Below are 25,993 nucleotides of genomic sequence, written 5' to 3'. Positions count from 1 at the left end.
TCCCAACCGGTTTTCGGGGTTTGCCTCATTCCTCCCGAAATATGTCCGGGGCCTGTGGCCCGCTCAACTCTGCCGCCGCCGCTCACCCGAGCGTGCGGCGGTTTTTTTACGCCACCGGCTCGGTGGCGGGGCGGAGGCGCTGCACCAGCACGGTGCCGGTCTGCACGATGCCCTTCATCCGCTCTTCCAGACGTATCATTTCGGACATGACATGGCGCAGATGTTCGCTCTCATCCCCCAAGGCGCCCAGATCGGCAAACAGCGCCTCGCTGCCCGCGATCTGAGCCTCGGCATTGGCAACCACGGCGCGCAGGTCCTCGACCAGTCCCGCCGCATCCTCTCCGCCGGTTTGATCACGCAAGTCCGCAACCGCTCGCCGTGCGGTATCAAACCACGCCTGTGACAGGCGCGGCTCCGATTTGGCGCTCACCATTGCGGCGCGCTCCAACCGCCGGATGCGCCCGGTGAGCGTATCAATCCGGTCCCGCAGGTCGCCTTGGATCGTGACAATATCGTCATTCACCTTGACCACCCGTTGCAGCACCTCGTCAAGCTCGCCCATCAACCGCGTGATTCGGTCGAGAAAGAGATTGAGATCACGCGCCAAAACGCCAAACTCATCGGCGCTGCGGATGTCGGCGCGATGGTTCAGCCCGCCATAGGCCCGCGCCAGATTGCTCACCACAGCCCGCAGACCCAAGAGCGGCTCCAACCGCGCGCGCAGAATGAGGAACAACAGCACCGAATGCAGCAGGATCTTGGCAAGCGCCAAAAGGCCGGTGAGGCGCATGTCCTCGACCCATTGCGCGAAATCCGTCGCCAGATCGCGCCGCACCGTCACTTCGCCCAGAACGTCGCCGACTGCCGCCTCAGTATGGCAGGCGAGGCAAAAGGGCTCTGCGGTGATGGGCAGGGTGGCGCTTGCATGGGCGGTGTCGGGCCAATCGCCGCGCGGCAGCCCCTCGGGCGTGAACTCGAACCCCTGTTCGATGGAGCGGATCGTGACCTCTGAGGGAATGATCGCGATGCGATAGCCCAGCCCGTCCCAATTGTCCTTGAGGATCGGATAGACCGTGCGCGCGGCCACCGGCCCGCCTTCGTTGCGCATGATCGAGCGGACGTTATCGGCCAGATCCTGCGCCACGTCGGCGGCATCAGAGGGACCATGCACACGGAATTTGTAATAGACCATCCCGGCCTTGAGCGCGAATTCCAACACCGTCACCATCAACAGGATGACAAAGAAATCGCGGATCATATGGATCAGGAAAGACTGATCAAATCGCCCGATCAACGGACTGTTCTGGTCGAGTTTCTGCCCTGTCATGGCGCTGTCCCCGGGGTTTATCCCGAGGAGTTAGAGCGTATTTTCCGAAAGGTAAGGGGCGGCCTGTTCACAAAGGATCGCTTTGGCGCGACGGGAGTGTCAGGCGCAGGAGGTTTGCGCGCGCACGGTCTCCATCGCCTCGACCACCGCTTCGAGCGTCAAAAGTATCGAGGCATGGCGATTCTTGTAATCCCGTGCAGGCCGCAGCACCTCGAGCCCGTCAAACGGCGCGGGCGGGGTCGGGCCGTCGGATTTCAACATGTCGCGCAGCGCGTCGCGTGCCGCCGTTACCTGAGCCAAATCGCAGCCGATGATCCCGCGCCCCACGACACTCGCCGCCGCCTGACCAAGCGCGCAGGCCTTGACCTCGGCGGCATAGTCGCTGATGCGCCCATCCTCGCAGCGAATATCCACGGTCACGGTCGAACCACAGAGCGGCGCGCGGCGCTTGACGCTGGCCTGCGCATCGGCAAGCCGCCCGTGATGCGGGATGTCGGAGGCCAGTTCCAGTATCCGCGCGGAATAGAGCTTGATCAGGTCGGTTTCGCCGCTCATGGCTTTCCCTTTCGTGTGTTGCCCCATAAATAAGCGCGTGACGCGCAGATGCAAAAGGAAATCCGCCATGCTCTTCGATCCGGCGACACTAAAGTATGACGCGAACGGGTTGATCCCCGCCATCGCCCAAGAGGCCGAGACCGGCGAAGTGCTGATGATGGCGTGGATGAACGCGGACGCCGTGGCGCGCACGCTGGAGACCGGGAGCGTGACCTATTGGAGCCGCTCACGGCAGGCGTTCTGGATCAAGGGCGAAACCTCGGGGCATGTGCAGGAGCTGGTCGAGATGCGCGTCGATTGTGACCGCGATTGCCTGTTGGTGCAGGTGCGCCAGAGTGGCCCCGCCTGTCACACCAACCGGCGCTCGTGTTTCTACACGGCGGTGCGGGAGGGGGATGAGATCGAGATCATGGCGCCTATGGCGGGCGCAGAATGAGTATTTCCGGAACGCTGAAAGGTTAAATCCCGACCATCGCGCGAATGTCGCTGGGGCTGGCCCCTTGGGCGCGGTAGGTGGCGATGGCGCGCGCGTCGTCGCGTTTGGCTAGACGTTTGCCCGCGTCATCGCGGATTAGCGCGTGGTGGTAATAGGCAGGCGTGGGCAGGCCCAGCAGGCGCTGCAAGAGCACATGGATTTGCGTGGCCTCTTGCAGGTCTTCACCCCGGATCACATGGGTAATGCCCTGATCGGCATCGTCCACCACCACCGAGAGATGATATGACGCGCCCATCTCGCGCCGCGCCAGCACCACGTCACCGACGGTGTGAGGCAGGTCATGCGGTGTCATGATTTGGTCTTTTTCACTGTAAGACAAAGGGTTATCAAGCGTTCTACATGCGCGCGCCATATCAAGGCGCAGGGCGCAATCCTCGGGCATCGGGCCCTGCGGCGGGGTCGCGGGACGGCAGGTGCCGGGATAGATCACGCCATCGGGCCCCAAGAGCGGCGCGCCCTCTTGCGGGGCAGATGCGGCGGCGCGAATATCGGCACGGCTGCAGGAGCATTGGTAGAGAAGGCCCTGATCCCAAAGCGATTTCAGCGCCGCACGATAGCGGGGTAGGCGGGAGGACTGGCGCAGCACGGGGCGGGGCCAATCGAGACCAAGCCACGCCAGATCGTCGAGAATCTGCGCCTCCCACTCCGGGCGACAGCGGGTCTGATCCAGATCGTCGATGCGCAGGAGAAAGGTTCCACCCTCGGCCTGCGCCCGATCATAGGCCAGTATCGCGGAATAGGCATGCCCCAGATGCAGCGGGCCGGTCGGCGAGGGGGCAAATCGCGTTATGAACATCTATACAATGGGTTATGAGGCAATGCTCATGTTCTGCGCGGCCAGCCATTCGCCCCAGGCCGCCTTGGCGCGGTCGGTATAGCCCTTGTAGCGATTCATGCGCCCACGCCGCCCGCCCTTGAACCCGTCGATCGGACGAAACAGGCCGAAATTCACGTTCATCGGTTGAAAGGTCTTGGCCTCCGCCCCGCCGGTGATGTGGTGGATGAGGGCGCCCATGGCGCTATCCTGCGGCACGGGGGGCAGGCTAAGCCCCAGAATTTCCGCCGCCGCCAAGCGGCCCCCCAAGAGGCCCATCGCGGCGGATTCGACATAGCCCTCCACCCCGGTGATCTGCCCGGCAAAGCGGATATGCGGGCGCGAGCGCATGCGCATTTGCGCATCAAGCAGCGTGGGGGAATTGAGAAATGTGTTGCGGTGAATGCCGCCAAGACGCGCGAACTGCGCGTTCTCAAGGCCGGGAATCATTTTGAAAACAGCAGTTTGCGCGCCATACTTCATCTTGGTCTGAAATCCCACGATATTGTAGAGCGTGCCAAGCGCGTTGTCGCGGCGCAGTTGCACCACGGCATGCGGCTTCACGTCCGGCGCATGTGGATTGGTCAGGCCAACGGGCTTCATCGGGCCATGGCGCAGCGTCTCGCGGCCACGTTCGGCCATAACCTCGATGGGCAGGCAGCCGTCGAAATAGCCGGCGGTTTCACCTTCATGGAATTCGGTTTTGTCAGCGGCCAGCAGCGCGTCGATGAACACCTCGTATTGGTCGCGGTCCATCGGGCAGTTGAGGTAGGCGGTGCGCTCTGCCTCGGTCTCGCCCTTGTCATAGCGCGACTGCATCCAGGCGCGCGACATGTCGATGCTCTCGTGATAGACAATCGGCGCGATGGCGTCGAAAAACGCCAGCGCTTCGGTGCCGGTCTCTGCGGCAATTGCGCGGCCCAGCCCCGCAGATGTCAGCGGGCCGGTTGCGATGATCCAATACCCACTCTCAGGAAGTTCCGTGATTTCATCATGTTGCACGGTGATCTTCGGGTGATCTAACAGTCGCGCCGTGACGGATTGGGCAAAGCGATCCCGGTCCACCGCCAACGCGCCACCGGCAGGCAGGCGGTTTTCATGGGCCATGGCCATGATAAGCCCATCCGCCGCGCGCATTTCCCAATGCAACAAACCCACCGCATTCTGTTCGTCATCATCCGAGCGAAAGGAGTTGGAGCAAACCATTTCCGCCAGATCGCCGGTGCGATGCGCAAAGGTTTTGACCTTGGGGCGCATTTCGTGGATGACCACGTCCACGCCCATATTGGCCGCCTGCCACGCCGCCTCTGATCCGGCCATGCCGCCGCCGATGATATGCAATACCTTGTCCATGGGCTGCGATCTAGGCCATTGCGGGGCGTTTGGAAAGGGGCGTCACTGATCCCAATTGGGCGTGCGTTTGTCGATGAAGGCGGCGATGCCTTCGGCGGTGTCGCGGTCGAGCATGTTCTCGACCATCACCGCGCCGGTATGGGCATAGGCGGCATCCAGTCCCATTTCCAACTGCTCATAGAACGCACGCTTGCCGATTCGCACGGCAGACCCCAGCTTTGTCGCGACAGTTTCAGCGAGGGCTGTGGTCTCAGACTCCAGATCCTCGGGCGGCACGGCGCGGTTTATCAACCCCAACTCCGCGGCGCGGGCGGTGTCGATAAAGGCCCCCGTCGTCAGCATCTCGAACGCCTGTTTGCGTGGGATATTGCGGCTGAGCGCCACCATCGGGGTGGAACAAAAGAGGCCGATATTGACACCATTCACCCCAAACCGCGTGCCATGGGCGGCCACGGCCATGTCGCAGCTTGCCACCAACTGGCAGCCCGCTGCCGTGGCGATGCCATGGGGCGCGGCAATGACCGGCTGGGGCAAGGAGCGAATTGCGGTCATAACTGCGGTGCAGCGCGCAAAGAGATCGGCGAAATAGGCGCGCCCCCCATCCTCTGCCTGCCGCCCGGCGGTCATTTCCTTGAGATCATGCCCGGCGCAAAACGCCTTGCCCGCGCCCATGATCACGACCACGCGGATGGTGCGATCCTGCGCCAGCCGGTCGAATTCGACCTGAAGCGCCGCCAGCATCGCATCCGAGAGCGCGTTGAGATTGCCGGGCGAATTCAGCGTGAGCCGCGCGATTGCACCCTCATCGATGCGGTCGAGAATTGTCATCTTGTACCCCTTGTGCCTTGGGGCCATTCTAGCCCGGAACAGGGCAGGGAGCAAAGCATGAGCGTCAAGATGACCGCTACGGAATTGATGGAGTTCCTCGATCGGGAATTTCCGCAAGTGACTGGCGACTTCGCGATCGACGAGGTGGGCGACATGCGCATCAGAACCCGCCTTCTGGTGGCGGATCGCCATTTGCGCCCCGGTGGCACGGTGTCGGGACCGTCGATCTTTGCCTTGGCGGATGTGTCGGTCTATCTGGCGATTTTGGCGATGATCGGGCCACAGGGGTTGGCGGTGACCACCAATTGCAGCGTTGATTTCATGCGCAAACCGGCGGCGGGCGTCGACCTTATCGCCGAGTGCCGCCTGCTGAAACTGGGCCGGGTTCTGGCAGTGGGAGAGGTTTTGATTTTTTCCGACGGTATGACAGTCCCCGTGGCACGCGCCAGCCTGACCTATTCGATCCCCCCGAACTGAGCCAGAGCCAGGGGGCTATCCGTCCCCCCCCGGACCCCCCGAGAGTATTTTGCGAAGGTGAGGGGTGAAATATGTTGGGGTAATATAATACCTATTTTTCAAGCCATTGTTTTTGAACATCTAATTTGAACATATGGCGGTTGACCTGCGCATCGAACCGATTATAACCCGCCCATCGCATCAGCGCTGTCCGAAGGGTGGCCGAAACTGATCAAGACCAAAGACCAAGCACAAGGTTCTGCCTGACATGAAAACATTCTCTGCTACCCCGGCAGATATCGACAAGAAATGGATCCTGATCGACGCCGAAGGCGTTGTTCTGGGCCGTCTCGCCTCGATCATCGCCATGCGCCTGCGCGGCAAGCACAAGGCCAGCTTTACCCCTCACATGGACATGGGTGACAACGTGATCGTCATCAATGCCGACAAGGTGCAGCTGACCGGCAACAAGCGCAACAAGCCCAATTACTGGCACACCGGCCATCCGGGCGGCATCAAATCCCGCACCACCGGCGAGATCCTCGAGGGTAAATACCCCGAGCGCGTCGTGATGCAGGCGGTCAAGCGTATGCTGCCGGGCAACACCCTTGCGCGCACGCAGATGACCAACCTGCGCGTCTATGCGGGCGGCGAACACCCCCACGAGGCCCAGAGCCCCGAGGTGCTGGACGTCAAATCCATGAACTCCAAGAACACGCGGGTGGCATACTGATGGCTGACGAAATCAAATCCCTCGAAGGTCTCGAAGCCGTCGCTGGCACCGTCAGCGCGGCCCCGATGGAGATCAAAGCCCCGCGTGAGCCGCAGCGCGATTCGCTCGGCCGCTCTTATGCGACCGGCAAGCGCAAGGACGCGGTCGCTCGCGTCTGGATCAAGCCCGGTTCGGGCAAGGTCGTGGTCAACGGCAAGCCGATGAAAGAGTATTTCGCGCGCCCCGTGCTTCAGATGATCCTCAAGCAGCCCTTCACCGTGTCGGGCACCGAAGGTCAGTTCGACGTGATGGCGACGGTCGCCGGTGGCGGCCTCTCGGGTCAGGCCGGTGCTGTCAAGCACGGCGTGTCCAAGGCGCTGCAGCTTTATGATCCCACCCTGCGTGGCGCACTCAAGGCCGCCGGGTTCCTGACCCGCGACAGCCGCGTCGTGGAACGCAAGAAATATGGCCGGGCCAAGGCGCGCAAGAGCTTCCAGTTCTCCAAGCGCTGATCGCTTTACGGATATCACAGTCAAAGGGCCGCCCAATGGGCGGCCCTTTCCTATGGAGGGGCGTCAGGCGGTGGCCTGATCAGGGCTGGGCTTGCGGCGTTCATCAATGAACTGGTCAAACTCCGCCTTGTCGCGGGCATCGCGCAGCCGCTGCAAAAACGCCTCGAATTGTTCCTGTTCCTCTTCCAAGCGGCGCAGCGTGTCGGCCTTATAGGCGTCAAAGGCGGCATTGCCGGTGCCCTTTGAGGCATGACGGCCCTGAAAACGCGAGAGTTTGCTGCGACAGGTCATACGGTTGCTCCAGATCATATAGCCCAAAATGGCTAGGCCGACGGGCCAGAAAACGATAAAGCCAAGGACCATGGCGATGATCCAGGCGGGTCTGCCTTGGCGGTCAAGCCAGGATTCGGCCTGTGCAGGCCAAGTGGCGATGGCGGACATGAGGTCTCCTTTGCGGTGTAAATGTTACTTACATTTACATAGGTAAGATCCAAAATCCCCCATGCAAGAGATATGCGCGGATTTTTTGAGTCAGACCTCGGTGTCGGGCGGAATCAGCCCCAGCCCCCGCAGATAGACGCCGATGCCGGATTCCAGCAGGTCTTCGGGCGGGTAGGGCGACCGTGCCCCCGGCGCGCCGCGCGCATATAGCTCAACCACCCCGTGGCTCATCGCCCAGACATGGGCGGCAAACATCGCTGCAGGGGGCCTGCGGTCGGGGGGCAAATGCGCCGAGAGTGCTGCGGCGGCACGAGTGAGAATCGCTTGGGCGCGCCCCGCCGCATCGGCCAGTTCCGGGTTGGAGTTTACCGAGAGGCCGGATTCGAACATCGCCACATAATGCCCCGCATTCGAGCGCGCAAACGCCAGATAGGCCCGCCCGGTGGCCATGAACGCCGCCAGCGGATTCGGACGCGCGTCATCAAACGCCGCCTCCATCCGCTCGACAAAGATTTCAAACCCCTGGCGCGCGGCCTCTGCAATCAGCGCCTCGCGGCCCGGAAAATGCCGGTAAGGGGCGGCGGTCGAAACCTCGGCCAGCTTGGCCGCCTCTGCCATGGTAAAGCCCTGCGGTCCCTTCTCGGCAATCAGCCGCAAGGTAGCGTCAACCAAGGCTTGCCGCAGATTGCCGTGATGATACCCCTGTTTACCCATTCCAGATTTCAGGCCCGCCGGTGATGGATGGATCACACTCCCCCACCGCGCGTACATCCTTGCGGGCATAGTCCAACCGGCTCAGAACGCTCCGGATGGCGCCCAGCCGCGCCCGCCGCTTGTCATCCGAACGCACCACGGTCCAGGGCGCATGGTCGCTATGGCTGCGGGTCAGGGTCTCGGCGATGGCGGCCGTGTAACTGTCCCATTTCTTGAGACCCTCGACGTCGATCCAGCTCAGTTTCCATTGCTTGAGCGGGTCTTGCTCGCGCGCGAGAAAGCGGCGGAGTTGTTCGGCGCGGCCAACGTTGAGCCAGATCTTGAAGAGATGGATGCCCTCATCGACGATCATCCGCTCGAAATCCGGCACCTGGGCAAAGAAAAGTTCGCGCTGCGCGTCGGTGCAAAAGCCAAAGACCTTTTCCACAACGGCGCGGTTATACCAACTCCGGTCGTAGAATACGATTTCGCCTCCGGCGGGCAGATGGTCGATATAGCGTTGGAAATACCACTGTGTCGCCTCGACATCCGAGGGTTTGCCGAGGGCCACGACGCGCGCGCCGCGCGGATTGAGATACTCGCGGAACCGTTTGATCGTGCTGCCCTTGCCCGCCGCATCGCGCCCCTCAAAGACGATGGCAATCCGCGCGCCGCTTTCCTTGGCCCAATGCTGGAGCTTGACCAGTTCGATTTGCAGCTTTGCGAGATCTTTCTCATAGGTCTTTTTCGACATTTCCTCGGAATAGGGGAAATCACCGCCCAGAATGTCATCCTTGTCGGCGCGGCGGATTTCCTTGCGGATTGGGTCCGGGGCTTCGGTCTCGAAAAAGGCGCTGATTGCGCCGTCAAAGGGCAGGTCCATGCGGCCTCTCGCTCCTGTTTTGGCCAGTATGGCCGCTCAATCGGCAGGGCGCAATCCGGCGCGCGCCGCCGCGCGGTCAATGGCGGCAATCACCGCCTCTGGATCGCTGTGATGCGGCATATGGCCGACGCCGGGAAGAACCGTCAGATTGGCCCCGTTGATCTGTGCCGCCAGCGGTTCAGAATGGATGGAAAGACCCACCGTCGTATCCGCGCTGCCATGCACGATCTCGACCGGCACCGCGATCTCGCCAAATCGGGGATGCAGTGCCTTGATCTCACCCAAGAGATTTGCGCGTTGCAGAGCGTTGGCACGCAGGGATTCGCGGCGCAACGTGAGACCCGCGCCGATATGATCGAGGTATCCTGCCGGCGGGTCTTGTGGCGTGAAAATCTCTTGCACGGCCTCTTCGACGCGGCTGTCGGGCACAAAGGCGCTCAGCAGCGGGATCGTCAGCGGCCCCAACACCGGATGCGACAGAACCCGGTAATAGGTTGATAGACCGCTGTCCCATGGCTTGGCAGCACCCGCCACATCCACCAACGCGGCAATATGATCAGGCCGCGTCACCCCCCAGGCAAGCGCCACCGCCCCGCCATAGCTATGCCCAAGCACGACAGGCCGCTCTGCCCCCAACAGCGCCGCCGCTTCTTGCAACAGCGCGGCTTGCTGCGTGATCGTCGCTCCGGTGCGATTGATCCGAGGCGTATAACCCAGCCCGGGGCGATCCATCACTATGACCCGGTAGCGCTGCGCCAGACTCGGCGCCAGATCAAAGGTCATGTCGCGGGTGCTTCCCGAAGCCCCGTGTATCAGCACCAGATCAGGGCCCTTGCCCATCACCACCGCATGCACACGGTGGCCTCTCACCTCGACAAACTGCCCCTCAGGGGGAAATGCCACCTCGGCCCGCGCCTCATGCGCCCGCGCACGCATCTGGCTCCAGCCCCAGACAGAAGCCAGAAAAAACAGAAAGAGGATCAGGGTTTTAAGAGCCAATGGCATTCATATCGAACGGAGTCGTCTGATAGATCTGGTTGATCCAGTTGCCATAGAGAAGATGCGCGTGACTGCGCCAACGGTTCTGCGGCGCACGCGCAGGATCGTCGCCGGGATAGTAGTTTCCCGGCACATTGATCGGCGTGCCTGCCGCAACATCCCGGTCATATTCCTGCTTGAGCGTGTCGCTGTCATACTCAAAATGGTTGAAGATATAGAGCGCGTTGCGCCGCTCATCCTCGACCAGACAGGGGCCAACCTCGTCACTATCCAAGAGGATTTTCAGCCCCGCGACCGCTTCGATCTCGTCCCTCTTCATCTCGGTCCACCGGCTGACCGGGATCACGCAATCGTCGGAAAACCCACGCAAATAGGGCGAGGCGGGGGCCATGTTGCGATGCCGGAAGCAGCCGAACGCCTTGGCAGGCAGCATATGTTTCCTGACACCATGGAAATGGTTGATCATCGCCATCCCGCCCCAGCAGACGCCAAAGGTCGAATGCACATGGCTTTGCGTCCACGCGAACACGCGCTCCAACTCTTCCCAATAGGTGACCGCGTCAAACTCCAGATGCTCGATCGGTGCGCCGGTGATGATCAACCCATCATATTTGTCCCCCGACACCACCACCTCCTCAAAAGGCCGGTAAAAGCTCTCCATGTGCTCGGCAGCGGTGTTCTTGGCCTGATGCTCGCTCATGCGGATCAGGTCAAACTCGATCTGCAACGGTGTCGCCCCGATGAGCCGGGCAAACTGGTTCTCGGTCTGGATCTTCTTTGGCATGAGATTGAGCAGGCCGATGCGCAGCGGCCGAATATCCTGCCGCGCCGCCTGATCCGGGTCCATCACCGACACCCCTTCGCGCGTCAGCACGGCATAGGCGGGCAGATTGGCGGGCATCTTGATGGGCATGGGGCAGGGGTTCCTTGACTGTCTGGCCTTAGATAGGCGTGGCGGCGCGGCGCTCAAGTGCGGTGGCAATCAGCGCCTCGAAATCCGGCGCAGTCTTGACCCCCGCCACCTCATTGGCACTGACGCTCACCCCCCATTTCACCATCGCCTCATAGCGTGGTTGCCGGTGCGCCAAAGCGCGCGCATAGGTCCAGCGGATAAAGCTATCTGGATTAACATCACCCTCTTCGCACTTGTTTTCGCGCAGATATTCCGCCCAGGCCGCATCAAGGAACGCGGGCTGGTACGCCATCGGCTTGGGGGCGCGATCAAAGCGGCGGATGAGCTCTGCCGTATGCGCCTCGGAACCTTCGATGTAGATCAAGAGGCACTGCGCCGACAGCTCTGTCAGGATCGGATCTTCGGGATTGTTGCCATCCACCCATTCACAGATCGACCCGCCCGTGTCGCAGATGAAATGCGGATAGCCATAGAGCGCACCCGCACGGCGGATGAAATACGCCGTATCCATCAGCGCGTGAATTTCGGCCTGCCGGAACTGCTCCTGCCGAATGCGGTATTCGGCGATCGGCAAGCCGCCCTTGGCCGGATTGCCCGGCTTGCCCAGATAGGTCGAGACCGGGGTGAGATTGTGAAAGGTGATGTTGGAGCCGATATAGATCGAATCCGAGAGCAGCAGATCACGCAGGAAGGGCACCTGCATCGCATGTGCCTTGGCGTTGTCGGCAATCAGCTCGCCCATGTAGCGGGTGCCAATGCGATAATCTATCGAATAGTGAAACCAGTCCCCGGCATCGCGCAGCATGTTCGACAGATGCGTCTTGCCCAGACCCGACATGCCATAAAACAGCACCCGTTTATGTGTGGCCTCGCGCCAGTCTTGTGCCGAACTATAGATCATCGCTGCTCCCTCTCGCGGGCTTGGTACAAAGCGCGCGGCGCGGGGTCAAATGCAATCATGCAAAAGCCCCGCCCGGATGAGGGGCGGGGCCTGATTTTGTAGCTTGGATCGATTAGAAGCGGAAGGCGACCTTGGTGCCAATCGCGATGGCATCGCTGTTCGAGAAGGCGGTCACGTTGGAATTCGCGTCGCCGATTTCGAAATACTTGATGCCAGCGGTGATTTCCCATGCTTCGGTTTCGTATGTGGCGGCCAGACCGTAGCTGAAATAGCCGTCCTTGCCCGAGAGGTTGCCCACAACGTCGCCCTCGTCCTTTTCATAGCCAAGGATGAGCGCGCCGCTCCAGTTTTCGGTGAACCGGCGACCGATACCCAACTCATAGGTCCAGATATCGCTCGGGCCGCTTGCGATGGGAACGTTGACCGGAACGCCCGTGGCCACCGAGAAGAAGTCACCCGGCTGCACGGCAAATTTCGACCATTCCCGCCATTTGACAGAGCCGAAGAGCAGCGTGTCTTTGGCAATGCCAGACTGCGCATGCAGGGTGAACGCCTGTGGGAGTTCCACTTTGAAACCTGCGCCGGTGTTGTCCTTGAAATCGTGCTCGGTCTTGGATTCGTAGGTCAGGGCAACGCGCAGGGCGATGTCCGGGATTTCATAGGCGGCACCAAGCAGGTAACCCACCTGAAAATCCTTGCTCACGCTCAGCGTATAGGGTGAGTTGGGGGCGGGAACCGCGCTGCCAAGGGTGGCGGGAGAGATCACGGTGAGGTTCCCCGAGAGACCGACATAACGCAGGCCACCATAGATGCTGAAACGCTCGGTTGCCTTGTATTTTGCAAGGGCCGTGAAGGCAACGGAACTGACTTCGGCGTTCGACCCACCAAAGAACGATCCGCCCAACGCGGCGGGCAGAGCGCCATAATCGACCGAGGCGCCAACCGGCTCGTCGATGACGAAGGCCAGCGCTACACGGTCATTCAACTCGTGTTTGTAGCCACCTGCAAAAGACTGATAGCGCTCTTGAATATTGCCGGTTGCCGGGGTCGGCACGCCCGGACGCGGAGTGCCGGAAACAGACGGATCAACCGTCGCTGCCGAGAACTCAAGATAATTCTTGCCCTTCTCGAACAGGATCATCGACGGATCGCCGCGGCGCTCTATCTCTCCACCAAAGGCTGTGGATGCTGTTGCGGTGATCAATGTCGCCGCGAGCCAAGTTGTCTTCATGTGTCCCTCCTCCAGAGTTATTGGCGTCACATTACCGTTACGCTGAAACCGGTCAATCTTTGACGCGGCGTCACGGATTGCGACGGCGACACGGGTTGCGCTGTGGACACACCCTAAAGGTGAAAAAAGAGCAAATTCAGGCGCTTTTGCGCGTTTCGCGCCATATATTCAGGTAATTCGCGCCAAAGATCACCATCGCGCCCAGGATCACAAATGCGTCAACAGGTTCAGCATACACCAAAAGACCGATGATTGCGATCACGGGCAGTCGCAAAAAATCTACCGGCGTGATCAAAGTAGCGGGCGCGAGGGACAAAGCCGTGGTCAAACAGAAATGTGCAAGCAGCCCCGCACATCCAATCAGAATCAGCCAAGGGGCAGAGGTCAGCGACGGCAGCGCTATGTCGCCATCCACCCCGGCGCAGAGGACACCGAGGATGATCTGAACCAATGTCATCCAGAACAGGATACAGGTCAGGCTCTCTGTCCGGGTGAGCCGCTTGGTCATCAGGATCGACCCGGCAAAGCCGATGGCCGCCGCCGCAGCCGCCAGAGTGCCCAGACTGAATGTCTCAGGACTTGGCCGTGCCACGATCAAAATACCAATGAACCCGATCACCGCCGCAAGGGCGCGGGTCCGCGTCAGCCGCTCACCCAGAATCAGGGGCGACAGGACCAGCACCCAAAGCGGCGCGGTGAACTCCAGGGCAAAGACCTGCGCGAGCGGAATGACCGTGATCGCATAGAACCAGAGGTTCTGTCCGGCGAAATGGCACAGATTGCGAATCAGATGCGTGCCGGGACTGCGCGTGGTGATTGTGGCGGCGTGGCCTGTCAGTCGCGCCAAGATGATGACGATGACAAAACCCACGATGCTGCGGTACATCATGATCTCGAACGTATCGAGCTCAAAGCTGACCGCCCGTCCCGCAACTGCCATCGACGAAAACGACACCACCGCGCCCAGCATCCAAAGCCCCGCACGAAGTACTACGCCCGGATCACGGGGCGGGGTGACACCAGTCCCCATTCAGCCGCGCCGCCGCTGTTGTGATCGTGCCGCCGCCAACTCGTGCCCATGGGCCCTGTGACTTGCGCGATGAATGCCGTGGCAAACAGGGTGACGCAGATCGTGCGTGCCACCCATCCTGTGCCGCCGACCAGGCTCTGTTCGAATCACAGACGGTCTTTGCGCGTCGTCCGGTTGATCCATCTCTGCCCCCATTGACCCTATTTCATAGCCAGCGTGGCAGGCTTGGTCTCGTGTCAGTCCACCGCTGCATTCGAGCGATGCCCCTGTGTACAATTCAAGCCCGAAAATGCACATCCTGTACACAGTCAGCACTCGATCTCAGGCGAACCTGCAAAAGACGTCGCCGGGTCAGCGTTTGCGCCCGAAAGCGGTCATTCCCACTCGATCGTTCCCGGTGGTTTGGAGGTGATGTCATAGGTCACTCGGTTTATGCCTTTGACTTCATTGATAATTCGCGTGGCGGTTTCGCCAAGAAACTCATGGGTAAAGGGATAGTAATCCGCCGTCATCCCATCGACGCTCGTCACGGCGCGGAGCGCACAGGCAAAATCATAGGTTCGCCCATCGCCCATCACACCCACCGTCCGCACCGGCAAAATGGCCACAAACGCCTGCCAGATCGCATCATATAGTCCATGTTTGCGGATTTGATCTATATATACCGCATCCGCCTTGCGCAGGATCTCCAGCTTTTCGCGGGTAATCTCCCCCGGACAGCGGATCGCAAGCCCCGGACCGGGGAACGGATGACGCCCAATGAAACTCTCCGGCAGCCCCAACTCACGCCCCAAGGCACGCACTTCGTCCTTGAACAACTCGCGCAACGGCTCGACCAGCTTGAGCCCCATCTTCTCCGGCAAGCCGCCAACATTGTGGTGGGATTTGATCGTCACCGAGGGACCACCCGAGAAGGAAACGCTCTCGATCACATCCGGATAGAGCGTGCCCTGAGCCAAGAACTCAGCCCCTTCAATTTCATTGGCGTGTTTCTGGAACACGTCAATGAACAGACGTCCGATTATTTTTCTCTTTGTTTCCGGGTCACTTACGCCATCAAGATCACCTAGAAAAAGGTCTGATTCATCCGCGTGAATGAGGGGGATATTGTAATTGTCCCGGAACATCGTCACGACGTCTTGCGCCTCGTTCAACCGCAAGAGCCCGTGATCGACAAAGACGCAGGTGAGCTGATCGCCAATCGCCTCATGGATCAAAACAGCGGCCACGGAGCTATCAACCCCGCCCGAAAGCCCGCAGATCACCTGTTTGTCGCCGACCTGCGCACGGATCTTGGCAATCGCCTCTTCCCGGTACGCGCCCATGGTCCAATCGCCTGCAAAACCTGCGAGCTTGATGAAATTCTCATAGAGCCGCGCCCCATTGGGCGTGTGATGTACCTCAGGATGAAACTGCACCGCATAAAACCGCCGCGAGCGGTCGGCCGTGATCGCAAACGGCGCTCCCGGCGAGGTGCCGAGAACTTCAAATCCTGGAGCGATTTCAGAGACATGGTCGCCGTGGCTCATCCAAACCTGCTCGCGACCGGAGTCATCCGCGAACCAGCCGTTGACGAAGTCACTCTCGATCCGGGCACCGGTCACATAGGCACGGCCAAACTCGGCTGTGGCGTGTTCTCCCGCCTCAACCTTGCCGCCAAGATCCTGCATCATCACTTGTTGCCCATAGCAGATACCAAGGATCGGCACACCCAGATCATAGACGGCCTGAGGCGGCCTTGGGCTGCCCTCGCGCATCACGCTGTCGGGCCCCCCCGAAAAGATGATCGCCCGCGGCGCCATCTCTTGCAGAAAGGCGTTCGTCACCTTTTGATACGGGTGAATTTCGCAATAGACATTCAGCTCACGCAGGCGACGCGCAATCAACTGCGTCACTTGGCTGCCAAAGTCGATGATCAGGAGGCGGTCATGGGATATCTGGCTCATGTTCTGCCTAGTAATTGGCGTCCCGCCCCTGCGCAAGAGAAAGCAGCGCGCCTTACCAGCGATAGCTGATGCCGGTTGCGATCTCGTGCTGGCGCATGCGAATTTTCACCGGTTGCGCCACACCTGTAAGTGCCGGGTTGGCCCCGGAGAAACTATTGGAGAACGCATGGGTGTAGGAAAAGGTAACGGCCCAACGCTCGTTGATCCGATAGGTGCCGCCCGCCGAGAGATGCCATTGCGGCGTGGCGGGGGCGATGGTGTTAATCACCACGTCCCCATCGTTCTTGATGAATTCGGTCGAATAGCTGACCCCGGTGCGCAGCGTCAGCTTGTCCGACTTGCGCCAGATGGCGGCCAAGCGCCAGACATCGACATCGTCCCAGCCAAAGCCCACGCCGTTGGGTGCGCCCAGCGGCCCGTTCGGAGGCGCGCTCGGGTTGGAGATGGATTTTACATCGCCATAGAAAATGTGCTGATATTCGCCTGTGATCGTCCATTGCGGCGCTGAGGCGGGTGTATAGGCCGCGCCAAGGGTCAGCATAGCGGGCACGTCAAATTCACCCCCTGCAAAGAGGCCCTGGTATCGGCTGAACTTGGACATCTGGATTTCGTTGCGATAGGCCGCGCCAAAGGACCATTGCGGGTTGACCTCGTAGAGCAGACCGAGGTTCACGCCGAACCCGGTGGACCAGTCATGGCCCCGGTTGGTGACTTCGCCGGGGCTGATCGAGAGGCCGGAGAAGGCCTGTAGCCCCTGCGCCTTGAACCTTTGCACCGCAAGAATGGGCGAGACGCCGAGGCTCAGACGGTCATTCACCTTGCGGGCATAGTTCAAGGTGATGAAGGCCGGTTCGAGATTGACCCCGAGGGGGGCGGACCCTGCGCCGAGACCGGCAAAGAAATCGGTGTCGAATTCGGTGCTCATGCCGCCATTGCCAAAGACAAAGGCACCAAGAGACGAGCGGTCATCCAGTTTCCAGTTGGCACCGCCGCAGGGGATGAAGAAGACATCATTCTGGCTCTTGTGTGTGCCGGGGGTCAGCGGGCCGCCGGGGGCGATCTCCACGTCACGGTTGGGGGCAAAGGTGGTGAGGCAAAACCCGGCCTGATTGCCCACCTTGACCCCCGTGGCCGGGTTCTGCGCCATGCCCAGAACGCCTGTGGGCACCGCAACGCCCGCACCGGCCATGCCCTTGGACTGACCGCCATAGCCATTGGCGAAATAGCCATTGGTAGCCGTGGCGGGACTGGCGAGTACAGCAACACCCATCAGGGCGCACACCTTGGCCATGAGGCCAAAACGCTGTTTGCTCTTTGTATCCCTCCCAATGCAGTGCGGTTCGCCCGCATCTGTCGGTTTGACTTTTGTTTTTCCAGAGCCATTCAGGTTGGTCGAAAGATGTGGATCACACTCAAACATGATGATTTATGAATGTAATTTGTCATTCACTTTTTTGTGTTCCGAAAACGCCACTCTTTGAGGGCGGAATTGATCTGCGGAATGTGTCGCTTTTTCCCCGCAATCGCCGGAATCTTCGCCTGATACGCCCCGGCAAAGAGGTATGACGGGCCGAGACCTGCCGCGTGGCGGGCGCATTGGCTATCGCAATTGACCATAAAAAGGGTGCATCCATGTCAGAAGCAGCAGTTAGCAGCAGACGGTCCCGGGGTGGCGGTGGTGCCGCACGTCGCGCCGAACGCACCGCCGTCAGCGTTGAAACCGCGCGTTATATCGAACGCAACATCCCCAATTACGAAGTTCTGACCGAAGAGGCGCTCGAGATCATCGAAGCCAACGCCGAGATTGTTCTTGAAGAAATTGGGGTGAATTTCGTTCAGAATCCGGCGGCACTTGAGCGGTGGCGCAATGCGGGTGCGGACGTTCAGGGTGAACGGGTGCGCATCCCGCGCGGCCTTGCGCGGCAACTCTGCGCTACGGCCCCGTCGCGGATCATTCAACATGCCCGCAATCCCGAACGTACGGTGGAAATCGGGGGCAAGTCCCTCGTTTTGGCTCCGGTCTATGGCCCTCCCTTCGTGCGCGACATGGAAGGCGGGCGCCGCTATGCAACGATGGAGGATTTCCGCAAATTCGTGAAGCTGGGCTATATGTCGAAATGGCTGCACCATTCTGGTGGCACAGTGTGTGAGCCGACCGACATTCCGGTGAACAAGCGCCATCTCGACATGCTGCTGGCGCATATGACCCTGTCGGACAAGCCCTTCATGGGGTCGGTGACAGAACCAAGCCGCGCGCAGGACAGTGTGGATATGTGCAACATCCTCTTTGGAGAGGAGTTCGTGCAGAACAACACCGTTATGACTTCGCTCATCAACGTCAACTCGCCGATGACGTTTGACGATGTGATGATGGGCTCGCTGGAGATCTATGCCGCCAACAATCAGGCCTGCATCCTGTCGCCCTTTATCGTGGGCGGGGCCATGGCACCGGTTTCGGTGGCGGGCACGCTGACGCAAGTGTTGGCCGAGGTTCTGGCGGGCATCGCCTATAGCCAGCTCGTGCGCCCCGGTGCGCCGATGATCTTTGGCGCGTTTGTCACCTCGATCGACATGAACTCGGGCGCGCCGACTTTTGGCACACCGGAGGCCGCGCATATCACATATGGCGCGGGGCAATTGGCGCGGCGTCTGGGGTTGCCGTTCCGATCCTCTGGGTCGTTCAACGGTTCGAAGCTGCCGGATGCGCAAGCCGCATATGAGACGGCGAACAGCCTCAACGTGGGCCTCTTGGCCGGTGTCAATTTCATGCTGCATTCCTGCGGCTGGCTCGAAGGCGGGCTTGTGTCCTCCTTTGAAAAATTTGTCATGGACGCCGATCAGTTGGGCACATTGCACCATCTGGCGCGCGGCGTGCAGATGGACGAAGAGGCACAAGCCATGGACGCAATCCGCGAAGTGGGTCCGGGGGGGCATTACCTCGGCTGCGCACACACGCAGGCGAATTTCAAATCCGCCTTCTGGCGGTCTGACCTGTTCGACTACAAGCCTTTCGAGACATGGGCGGATGAGGGCGAGCGCGATACGATGGTTCTGGCCAACGCGCGGGTCAAGAAGATGCTGGCTGACTATCAACAGCCTGAACTTGATCCGAGCATCGCCGAGGCGCTTGCGGCTTATGTCGCGAAACGTAAGGCAGAGATGCCTGACGCCTTCAGCTAAGGCGGTCGCTCTTGAAGACGTCAAGGCGCGTCGCAATTCGATTGCGGCGCGTACTTGTTTGACAGGTCAACCAGCATGGGTGCTGTGCAGATCAACTGTGCCTCACCCATCATGGCGATCAAAATGTCGACATGCTGCACGGGTGAATATCCCGTCGCATGGGCTTTCCGATAGTGTTCCAACCGCGCTTCGGTTTCGATCAGATGGGCAAGCGCCTGTGAACTGCGCGGCAGGACACCGTTGCCGATATGCCGGCCTAGATGTGTCTCACGCCGGTAGGTCGAGAGACCGATCCGCGCTGCGCGGATTAATAGGGGTGGACGGCGTAATGTTCTGAGTGTTCCAAGGACATCTTGCATGAGGGCCTCCTGTTATCGTGCGATTCCTTAGTTGCATGGGTCGGAGGCCCGTTGCGTCCAAGCTCGATACGCCGCACGCAGGTCATTGGATTTGTTTACGATTTGTCAACGAAGGTTGCATTTCTGGAAACGATTAACGAACCGGTAATCTTTGCACGCCTAAGTTGTGGATAACTCTGTGGGTAAGTTGCTTGGCCGCTATCCGGTGCCGTATGGCCTAATTCTGGGGGACGACGATGCGCGAGGGTTATGCATTCAAATGCAATTTGCAGGAGATGCCGAGTTGGGTACCCGAAGCCGCGCTGCACTATTTGGTCCACACTGAAACAGGTACGCCCATTCGGGCGTTGGCGCGGCGGGCAGGGCGGCATGCCTCGACCGTCATGCGCCAGATACGTGCCTATGAAACACGGCGCGACGATCTGCTGGTTGACGAGGCGCTGAGGCGGCTTGGTCAACGCGTAATCCACGACAGGACGCCCGGTTCTCCCCTCAAGGAGGCCACGATGACATCCCAAACCATCCCGATGCCCTACGATACGCAAGAATTGACAGAACTACGTCTGAAATCAGAGGCTCGGCGTGTTCTGCGCCGCCTCTGTGAGACGGATGCGCTCTTGGCGGTGTCGGCCGAGATGGACAAGGCGGTCGTGGTCCGTGACGCAGGTAGTGATCAGCCGTCACGAACGGCCGTGGTTGAACGCGAAGTGGCCGAGGCCATGGCACTCAAAGGATGGATTTCCTGCGATAGACCGGGCCGGATCTCGCGCTATCATGTGACCGCCATGGGACGTAGTGCGTTGAGCCTTATGCTGGCAGAAGCTGAGAACCAAGCGAGTGGCCTTGGTGATGGAACCATCGCACTTGTAGCTCACAGAATTTCGCAGGCGTATTCAGAGGATTCGGGACGACGGGTCCGCTACGGCATTGTGGATTCGCCGCTGGTCGCCTTGGCGCGTCGCCGGGACAGGGACGGGAGCCGCTTTCTGTCCCCAGATTTGGTACGCGCTGGCGAGCGTCTGCGAGAGGATTTCGAATTGGCTCAGATGGTGCCCCGTGTCACGCAAAATTGGGATGTTTTCCTCAGCCACGTCGATCAGTCAGACCGTTCCCATTTTCTGGGAGGATATGGGGCAGACGCCGCGCGTGCGCGTGTTATGTCGGCCTTGCGCGAGTTGGGTCCGGGACTGGGTGATGTGGTGCTGCGGTGTTGCTGCTACATGGAAGGATTGGAGCGTGCAGAAAAGAGAATGGGTTGGTCAGCACGTTCAGGAAAGATCGTGCTTCGCATCGCTCTGCAAAGGCTTAGGCGGCATTACGAGGGGTTGGGTGATGCCGGTGGCATGATCGGTTAAAGGATTCAAGCGTGCCGGGTACATCGGGCGGAGCCTGCTGGTTCACGTTTGGGGCTTTGAGGCCCGCCCGTTCCCTGCAGGCGGTCATGATCAAACAAAGAGTTTGTATCTGGCCGCCTGCGTACCCTTAAATTGATAATTCATCCTTGCAGAATTGGCCGACAGCTATAGCTTTACACTATGAATATAACGCTGCGGCAGCTCGGTTACTTTAAGGCGCTCGCGGAGCAGCGTAATTTTGGTCGTGCGGCTGAGGTGGTCAATATCTCTCAACCTGCACTCTCGGTTCAGATCAAGGAGTTGGAGAGCACCTTGGGTCAGAAGCTCGTGGAACGGCGCGCGCGCGATGTTGTTCTGACCCCGTTTGGCCGTTTGATCCTCGCGCACGCTATCCGGGTTCTTGACGAGATCCAGGGGTTGACCGAGGCCGCCCGTTGGCAAGGAGGCTTGGCAGGGCGGCTTTCGTTGGGAATCATCCCCACAATTGCGCCGTATATCCTTCCTGGTGTGCTTGAGGCGTTGCGCAGTCGCGACATCTCGCTGGATGTCCAAGTGCGCGAAGCGAAAACCGATCAGTTGATTGCGGATATCCAAAGCGGACAGTTGGATGCCGCGATCATGGCTAGGCCCGTGGCATCCGAAGGGTTGAGTGAACGGCTGCTTTTCGAAGACCGGTTTCTTTTGGCGGGAACGGCGGTGCGGCTCTCGGCCTTGGGGCAGGGGGTAGATGCGCTGCGACCCACGTCGTTGGCTCACAGTCCGCTTTTGCTTCTTGAAGATGGTCATTGCCTGACCGATCAGGCGCTTGAAGTTTGTGGGCGCGGTCGCGGGCATGCCCAAATTGACATGGGTGCCTCGTCGCTAGGCACCTTGTCGCGACTGGTGGCCGCAGGATTTGGGCTGACGCTCATGCCCGAGATTGCCGCAGCGACCGAAGTGCGCGCGGCCCCAGGGATATATTTGCGCCGATTTACCCCGCCCGAACCTGCACGCCAGATTGTTCTCGTCCGTCGCCATAGCACTCATGACGAGGTCTGGTTTGAGAAACTGGCCGAGGTATTACAGGCTGTAGGGCAGAGCATGATAAGTCATGCGCGCGTCGATCAGCCGGAAAGGTCGGATATGTCAGATACACGGCCTGCGCCAGAAACAGCGCAGGCCGACATTACAGGGACACTCACTAAGCGCGATGGTCACTCGTTACCTTGATGACAGACGCCAAAATGCGGCGTTGCTTGACTGGCACTCTCCATCGCTATGACCTATACTAGACAAGCGTTACCAAACCATTCGCGGGGAAAAAAACGTGCGCGATCTCAAACTGCCCGACCAACGTCATCCTGAAAAGGCGCATCGCCCCGATAATGCTCAGCCGCGCAAGCCAGATTGGATACGGGTCAAGGCGCCGACGAGTAAAGCCTATTTCGAAACCCACCGGATCATGCGCGAGCACAAGCTGGTGACTGTATGCGAAGAGGCAGGATGCCCCAATGCTGGCGAGTGTTGGAGCCAAGGGCATGCGACCATGATGATTATGGGTGAGATTTGCACCCGCGGCTGCACCTTCTGCAATGTGGCCACCGGAAAACCACAGACGCTTGACGCATTTGAGCCGGGACGGGTGGCCGACGCTGTTTCAAAGCTGGGCCTCAAACATGTCGTCATAACAAGTGTCGATCGTGACGACCTCGAAGATGGTGGAGCAGAGCATTTCGCACAAACGATCCGGGCAATTCGCCACCGGGCGCCCGGCACCACTATTGAAATTCTAACACCCGATTTTTTGCATTGTGCTGACAGTGTTCTGGAAACTGTGGTTGCAGCCAAGCCGGATGTGTTCAATCACAATCTGGAAACCGTGCCCGGCCTTTATCTTACGGTTCGTCCCGGTGCGCGCTATTTTCACTCGCTACGCCTGTTGCAAAGGGTCAAGGAAATGGACCCCACAATGTTCACCAAGTCCGGCATCATGGTGGGTCTCGGAGAGGATCGGCAGTCTGTGCATCAGGTGATGGACGATATGCGTGCCGCCGAGATTGATTTCTTGACCATTGGTCAATATCTGCAACCGACACCCAAGCATCACGCGGTGGACCGCTTTGTGCATCCTGATGAGTTCGCAGCCTATGAAAAGGCCGCTTATGGGAAAGGGTTTCTCATGGTATCCGCCTCGCCGCTGACGAGGTCGAGCTATCATGCGGGTGACGATTTTGCCCGTTTGCAGGTTGCGCGAAACTCTAAATTCGCCTGAGAGGGTATTTATGTGATGTCGAAGCGCATTTTTTATCTTTGATGAAAGGCTGGCGCTGTGGCCTGAGCAGCACTTTGGGAATATTCACTGCGTCAACAGTAAAGCCACGTGCGTTTCTTTCGCCTGTATTATGCGCCAATCTAATGGATAGCCTTTCAGGACGCTCTATCTCTGATCGGTATTCAGCGACCCCAGGTGCGTACGGGACCACAATCCATATGCACAAAATTGCTACCGGAATAGCGTCCGACTCCGCCACCTCCGCAGGCAACGCCTGCGCGATAGATTTGGCTGACTGAGCGGCTTCCAAGTCGAAGGTCGGCGGCCTCGCCAACCATATGGAGAGAATTCTTCGCAACCCCCCCGGAACGGCTTCGCAACATGGCATTGGTTTGAGCGCTGCGATACCCGCTTAACAAGGTATAGGGTTCGGTCGCGTCTAACAGATTGTGGCTGGCCGCCATTATGTCGATCGTGCGAATGTCAATGTTTCGCACTTGATTTGTCCGCCAATCACGCATGAAGAGTGAAATTTCTCGCACCGCTTCCTTGAGATAATCGCCCTCGATCCAATAAATCGTATCGAGTCGCTCACCGGTTCTTGGAGATACCAGACGGATGCGGCGAATATCACCCGCCCCGCGAAGGAACCCTGCAGCATTTGAGAACGTTGGTGCTGCTGCAACCGCCGTAGCGGCAAAAGCCATCAACACGCCACGACGCGAGATGCCAGTTGAACTGAATTTTGTCATATTTTCAATCGCCTGTCCCGTAGCCTACCTGTGGTCGCTGTCCCGCGACCTTTTCGTATCATCCCCAGATGTGGGAGTTTATTGCACACTGGGAATCAATGACCAAGACCTGTTTTCACCGTTCAAAGAACCTTCAAGTTATTTCGGCGGGTTTTCGCGCATTATTTTTCCCCTGTGACTACAATGCGCAAACCCCGCTGTATTTTCGCCGCAGTCGCGCGGTTGTTGTCAACGGTGACATGGATTCCTTAGTAAAAAATTGAGAGCGGCATGATTTCCGGATTATAGTTAAGAGTGAACGAAATCCGCGACCTAGGGGTAGAACTATGAATTTGGCGCTCAGCCGCTGGCGTGATGGACATTTGGTCGGGATCGCCTTTGTTGCATTTATGATAGTCTTCCTGTTGAGTGCATCTACCGTGCCAGCCGCGGCTCAGGTAACCGCTTTTCGACAGGCTGTGGCAGAAGCGGCATCCGAAGACCGCGACCTCGCTGCCTTCTATCAGAGCACTGAGTATCGCTCCGTTTGGATCGGCGAGGGCGAAGAAGATCGCACCCGCAGGCAGGCTCTCGTTCGGGCGCTGTCGCAGGCGGAGGTTCACGGATTGCCCGCAGTGCGCTACGACCTTGCCGGGTTGATGACGATGATGGCAGAGGCACGGTCGTTGCGGGATCTAGGCGCTGTCGAGGTCGCATTGAGCCGGACTTACCTGCAATATGCAAGGGACGTTCAGTCTGGTGTGCTGATACCGTCCCGCGTCGACAGCGATATTAAACGAGACATCGTCTATCGCGACGCCTCCGCGCTGATGTCGCAGATCGTGTCGGGAGATGCTTTCAAGGTTATGCGGAGTTTTCCGCCGCATAGCAACGAATACGCGCGTTTGCTCAAGGAAAAGCTACGACTTGAACGATTGATCGCCCAAGGAGGATGGGGGGTGCCCGTACCCGCTGAAACGCTTCGTCCAGGAGACACCGGGCAATCCGTCGTTGCTCTGCGCAACCGTTTGATTGCGATGGGATATGTCACCCGCAGTGCATCACAGACCTACGACGCTCGTCTCCAACAGGCTGTGCAGGCATTTCAGACAGATCACGGGCTTGACGCAGATGGCGTGGCAGGGGGCTCCACCATGGCTGCTTTGAATACACCTGCGTCTGAACGTCTAAAATCCGTGATTGTCGCGATGGAGCGGGAGCGGTGGTTGACAGAAGATCGTGGGACGCGGCACATTCTTGTGAATCTCACAGACTTCAGCGCGCGCATCCTAGACAACGATCAGGTTACATTCGCGACTCGTGCGGTGATCGGTAAGAACGACGCTGGCCGACGCAGCCCGGAGTTCTCGGACGAGATGGAGCATATGGTGGTCAATCCGACTTGGCATGTTCCCTACTCGATTGCAGTCAATGAGTACCTTCCACAGATGCAACGCAATCCCGGAGCGGCATCACATCTCAAGCTGTATAATCGGAACGGTCGCGAGGTAAGCCGGGGGGCTGTCAATTTTGGCGCATACAATGCGCGTAATTTTCCCTTTGCCATCAAGCAACCGCCATCTGAGCGAAACGCGCTTGGATTGGTAAAATTCATGTTTCCAAACAAATACAATATCTATCTGCACGATACGCCGCAGAAGGCATTGTTCGATCTCGAAAAGCGCGATTTCAGCCATGGCTGCATCCGTTTGCATCAACCTTTCGATTTTGCGTATGCGCTCTTGGCCAAGCAGGAAAGTGACCCTCAAGCTTATTTCCAGTCGGTGCTTAACACGCGGCGTGAAACATATGTCCAACTTGAGCAGCACGTGCCTGTTCATATCATTTATCGGACGGCGTTCACTCAGGCGCAGGGTCGGCCACAGTATCGTGGTGACGTTTATGGGCGAGATGGTCGGATTTGGGACGCGCTTCAAAAAGCAGGGGTTTTGCTGGAGGCAGTTCAGGGCTAGTTAGCCTTTGATCGCAAGGGGCTCCACATGCTCTAGAACGATGACGAGAGTGTT

The 25,993-nt window shown here is 59.3% G+C and carries 26 protein-coding genes; 9 read left to right on the top strand and 17 right to left on the bottom strand.

All coding sequences use genetic code 11. The features are described 5' to 3' along the window. Nucleotides 1-106: 106 nt before the first annotated feature. A complete protein-coding gene (locus ACSSVY_RS04695; RefSeq protein ID WP_454268273.1) occupies nucleotides 107-1,327 on the bottom strand; it encodes a HAMP domain-containing protein in 1,221 nt (406 codons plus the stop codon). A gap of 99 nt (nucleotides 1,328-1,426) precedes the next feature. Next, nucleotides 1,427-1,882, bottom strand: a complete 456-nt coding sequence (locus ACSSVY_RS04690) for an iron-sulfur cluster assembly scaffold protein (RefSeq protein ID WP_040651524.1) — start codon at nucleotides 1,880-1,882, stop codon at nucleotides 1,427-1,429. 67 nt (nucleotides 1,883-1,949) lie between these two features. On the opposite strand from ACSSVY_RS04690, the gene hisI reads away from it, so the two are divergent. Beyond that, complete coding sequence (hisI, locus tag ACSSVY_RS04685; RefSeq protein ID WP_454268272.1) at nucleotides 1,950-2,318, top strand: phosphoribosyl-AMP cyclohydrolase; 369 nt, start codon at nucleotides 1,950-1,952, stop codon at nucleotides 2,316-2,318. A 22-nt stretch (nucleotides 2,319-2,340) separates the two neighbouring features. Here hisI and gluQRS read toward each other — a convergent pair whose 3' ends face one another. From gluQRS to ACSSVY_RS04670, 3 genes are read right to left on the bottom strand one after another with little or no spacing between them, the layout of a single operon-like run. Continuing rightward, a complete protein-coding gene (gene gluQRS / locus ACSSVY_RS04680; RefSeq protein WP_454268271.1) occupies nucleotides 2,341-3,174 on the bottom strand; it encodes a tRNA glutamyl-Q(34) synthetase GluQRS in 834 nt (277 codons plus the stop codon). A gap of 12 nt (nucleotides 3,175-3,186) precedes the next feature. After that, complete coding sequence (gene trmFO, locus ACSSVY_RS04675) at nucleotides 3,187-4,545, bottom strand: methylenetetrahydrofolate--tRNA-(uracil(54)-C(5))-methyltransferase (FADH(2)-oxidizing) TrmFO (RefSeq protein ID WP_454268270.1); 1,359 nt, start codon at nucleotides 4,543-4,545, stop codon at nucleotides 3,187-3,189. Nucleotides 4,546-4,587: 42 nt separating this feature from the next. Continuing rightward, entirely contained in the window at nucleotides 4,588-5,373 is a 786-nt protein-coding gene (locus ACSSVY_RS04670) for an enoyl-CoA hydratase (protein WP_454268269.1), read from the bottom strand. 57 nt (nucleotides 5,374-5,430) lie between these two features. Between ACSSVY_RS04670 and ACSSVY_RS04665 the strand changes: the two genes are divergently transcribed. The 3 genes from ACSSVY_RS04665 (at nucleotide 5,431) to rpsI (ending at nucleotide 7,053) form a co-directional block, all read left to right on the top strand. Next, a complete protein-coding gene (locus ACSSVY_RS04665) occupies nucleotides 5,431-5,850 on the top strand; it encodes a PaaI family thioesterase (protein WP_454268268.1) in 420 nt (139 codons plus the stop codon). A gap of 247 nt (nucleotides 5,851-6,097) precedes the next feature. Next, complete coding sequence (gene rplM / locus ACSSVY_RS04660; protein WP_454268267.1) at nucleotides 6,098-6,562, top strand: 50S ribosomal protein L13; 465 nt, start codon at nucleotides 6,098-6,100, stop codon at nucleotides 6,560-6,562. Then, a complete protein-coding gene (gene rpsI / locus ACSSVY_RS04655) occupies nucleotides 6,562-7,053 on the top strand; it encodes a 30S ribosomal protein S9 (RefSeq protein WP_454268266.1) in 492 nt (163 codons plus the stop codon). Before rplM ends, rpsI begins: the two co-directional genes overlap by 1 nt. 63 nt (nucleotides 7,054-7,116) lie before the next feature. Here the strand turns inward: rpsI and ACSSVY_RS04650 are convergent, their stop codons facing one another. From ACSSVY_RS04650 to ACSSVY_RS04605, 10 genes are all read right to left on the bottom strand, one after another. Next, nucleotides 7,117-7,494 carry a DUF2852 domain-containing protein gene (locus tag ACSSVY_RS04650; protein ID WP_454268265.1) on the bottom strand — a complete coding sequence of 126 codons (378 nt, stop codon included), beginning with the start codon at nucleotides 7,492-7,494 and terminating at the stop codon, nucleotides 7,117-7,119. 90 nt (nucleotides 7,495-7,584) lie between these two features. Continuing rightward, the gene (locus ACSSVY_RS04645; protein ID WP_454268264.1) at nucleotides 7,585-8,208 is read right to left on the bottom strand and encodes a TetR/AcrR family transcriptional regulator; all 624 of its coding nucleotides are present in this window, start codon (nucleotides 8,206-8,208) and stop codon (nucleotides 7,585-7,587) included. Next, nucleotides 8,201-9,070, bottom strand: coding sequence for a polyphosphate kinase 2 (ppk2, locus tag ACSSVY_RS04640; RefSeq protein WP_454268263.1), 870 nt, complete (start codon nucleotides 9,068-9,070; stop codon nucleotides 8,201-8,203). The genes ACSSVY_RS04645 and ppk2 overlap by 8 nt, the downstream gene beginning before the upstream one ends. Nucleotides 9,071-9,106: 36 nt before the next feature. Further along, nucleotides 9,107-10,075: an alpha/beta fold hydrolase gene (locus ACSSVY_RS04635; RefSeq protein ID WP_454268262.1), complete on the bottom strand. Its 969-nt coding sequence runs from the start codon at nucleotides 10,073-10,075 to the stop codon at nucleotides 9,107-9,109. Next, nucleotides 10,059-10,982, bottom strand: coding sequence for a homoserine O-acetyltransferase MetA (gene metA, locus ACSSVY_RS04630; protein ID WP_454268261.1), 924 nt, complete (start codon nucleotides 10,980-10,982; stop codon nucleotides 10,059-10,061). Before metA ends, ACSSVY_RS04635 begins: the two co-directional genes overlap by 17 nt. Before the next feature lie 28 nt (nucleotides 10,983-11,010). Then, entirely contained in the window at nucleotides 11,011-11,883 is an 873-nt protein-coding gene (locus ACSSVY_RS04625; protein WP_454268260.1) for an ATPase, read from the bottom strand. A gap of 112 nt (nucleotides 11,884-11,995) precedes the next feature. Further along, on the bottom strand, nucleotides 11,996-13,114 hold the full coding sequence (locus ACSSVY_RS04620) for an OmpP1/FadL family transporter (RefSeq protein WP_454268259.1): 1,119 nt from the start codon (nucleotides 13,112-13,114) through the stop codon (nucleotides 11,996-11,998). Between the two features lie 136 nt (nucleotides 13,115-13,250). After that, nucleotides 13,251-14,144 carry a DMT family transporter gene (locus ACSSVY_RS04615; protein WP_454268258.1) on the bottom strand — a complete coding sequence of 298 codons (894 nt, stop codon included), beginning with the start codon at nucleotides 14,142-14,144 and terminating at the stop codon, nucleotides 13,251-13,253. A gap of 374 nt (nucleotides 14,145-14,518) precedes the next feature. Beyond that, nucleotides 14,519-16,090 carry a glutamine-hydrolyzing GMP synthase gene (guaA, locus tag ACSSVY_RS04610; protein WP_454268257.1) on the bottom strand — a complete coding sequence of 524 codons (1,572 nt, stop codon included), beginning with the start codon at nucleotides 16,088-16,090 and terminating at the stop codon, nucleotides 14,519-14,521. Nucleotides 16,091-16,142: 52 nt separating this feature from the next. Next, nucleotides 16,143-17,381 (bottom strand): OmpP1/FadL family transporter, encoded by a 1,239-nt coding sequence (locus ACSSVY_RS04605; protein ID WP_454268256.1) that lies wholly within the window; start codon nucleotides 17,379-17,381, stop codon nucleotides 16,143-16,145. Between the two features lie 341 nt (nucleotides 17,382-17,722). Between ACSSVY_RS04605 and ACSSVY_RS04600 the strand changes: the two genes are divergently transcribed. Then, the gene (locus tag ACSSVY_RS04600) at nucleotides 17,723-19,270 is read left to right on the top strand and encodes a trimethylamine methyltransferase family protein (RefSeq protein WP_454268255.1); all 1,548 of its coding nucleotides are present in this window, start codon (nucleotides 17,723-17,725) and stop codon (nucleotides 19,268-19,270) included. Nucleotides 19,271-19,290: 20 nt separating this feature from the next. Here the strand turns inward: ACSSVY_RS04600 and ACSSVY_RS04595 are convergent, their stop codons facing one another. Continuing rightward, nucleotides 19,291-19,629 (bottom strand): DUF6477 family protein, encoded by a 339-nt coding sequence (locus ACSSVY_RS04595; RefSeq protein WP_454268254.1) that lies wholly within the window; start codon nucleotides 19,627-19,629, stop codon nucleotides 19,291-19,293. A 275-nt stretch (nucleotides 19,630-19,904) separates the two neighbouring features. On the opposite strand from ACSSVY_RS04595, the gene ACSSVY_RS04590 reads away from it, so the two are divergent. The 3 genes from ACSSVY_RS04590 to lipA all read left to right on the top strand — a co-directional run bounded on the left by ACSSVY_RS04590 (nucleotide 19,905) and on the right by lipA (nucleotide 23,235). Next, nucleotides 19,905-20,984, top strand: a complete 1,080-nt coding sequence (locus ACSSVY_RS04590) for a DUF6456 domain-containing protein (RefSeq protein WP_454268253.1) — start codon at nucleotides 19,905-19,907, stop codon at nucleotides 20,982-20,984. A gap of 180 nt (nucleotides 20,985-21,164) precedes the next feature. Continuing rightward, nucleotides 21,165-22,193, top strand: coding sequence for a LysR substrate-binding domain-containing protein (locus ACSSVY_RS04585; protein ID WP_454268252.1), 1,029 nt, complete (start codon nucleotides 21,165-21,167; stop codon nucleotides 22,191-22,193). A 97-nt stretch (nucleotides 22,194-22,290) separates the two neighbouring features. Further along, the gene (gene lipA / locus ACSSVY_RS04580) at nucleotides 22,291-23,235 is read left to right on the top strand and encodes a lipoyl synthase (protein WP_454268251.1); all 945 of its coding nucleotides are present in this window, start codon (nucleotides 22,291-22,293) and stop codon (nucleotides 23,233-23,235) included. Between the two features lie 182 nt (nucleotides 23,236-23,417). Here lipA and ACSSVY_RS04575 read toward each other — a convergent pair whose 3' ends face one another. Beyond that, entirely contained in the window at nucleotides 23,418-23,987 is a 570-nt protein-coding gene (locus ACSSVY_RS04575) for a YcbK family protein (protein WP_454268250.1), read from the bottom strand. A 326-nt stretch (nucleotides 23,988-24,313) separates the two neighbouring features. On the opposite strand from ACSSVY_RS04575, the gene ACSSVY_RS04570 reads away from it, so the two are divergent. Continuing rightward, nucleotides 24,314-25,939, top strand: a complete 1,626-nt coding sequence (locus ACSSVY_RS04570) for a L,D-transpeptidase family protein (RefSeq protein ID WP_454268249.1) — start codon at nucleotides 24,314-24,316, stop codon at nucleotides 25,937-25,939. Nucleotides 25,940-25,993: the final 54 nt, after the last annotated feature.

It is taken from the genome of Roseovarius sp. MBR-51, assembly GCF_053628575.1.
This window is presented reverse-complemented; position numbering and strand designations above follow the sequence as displayed.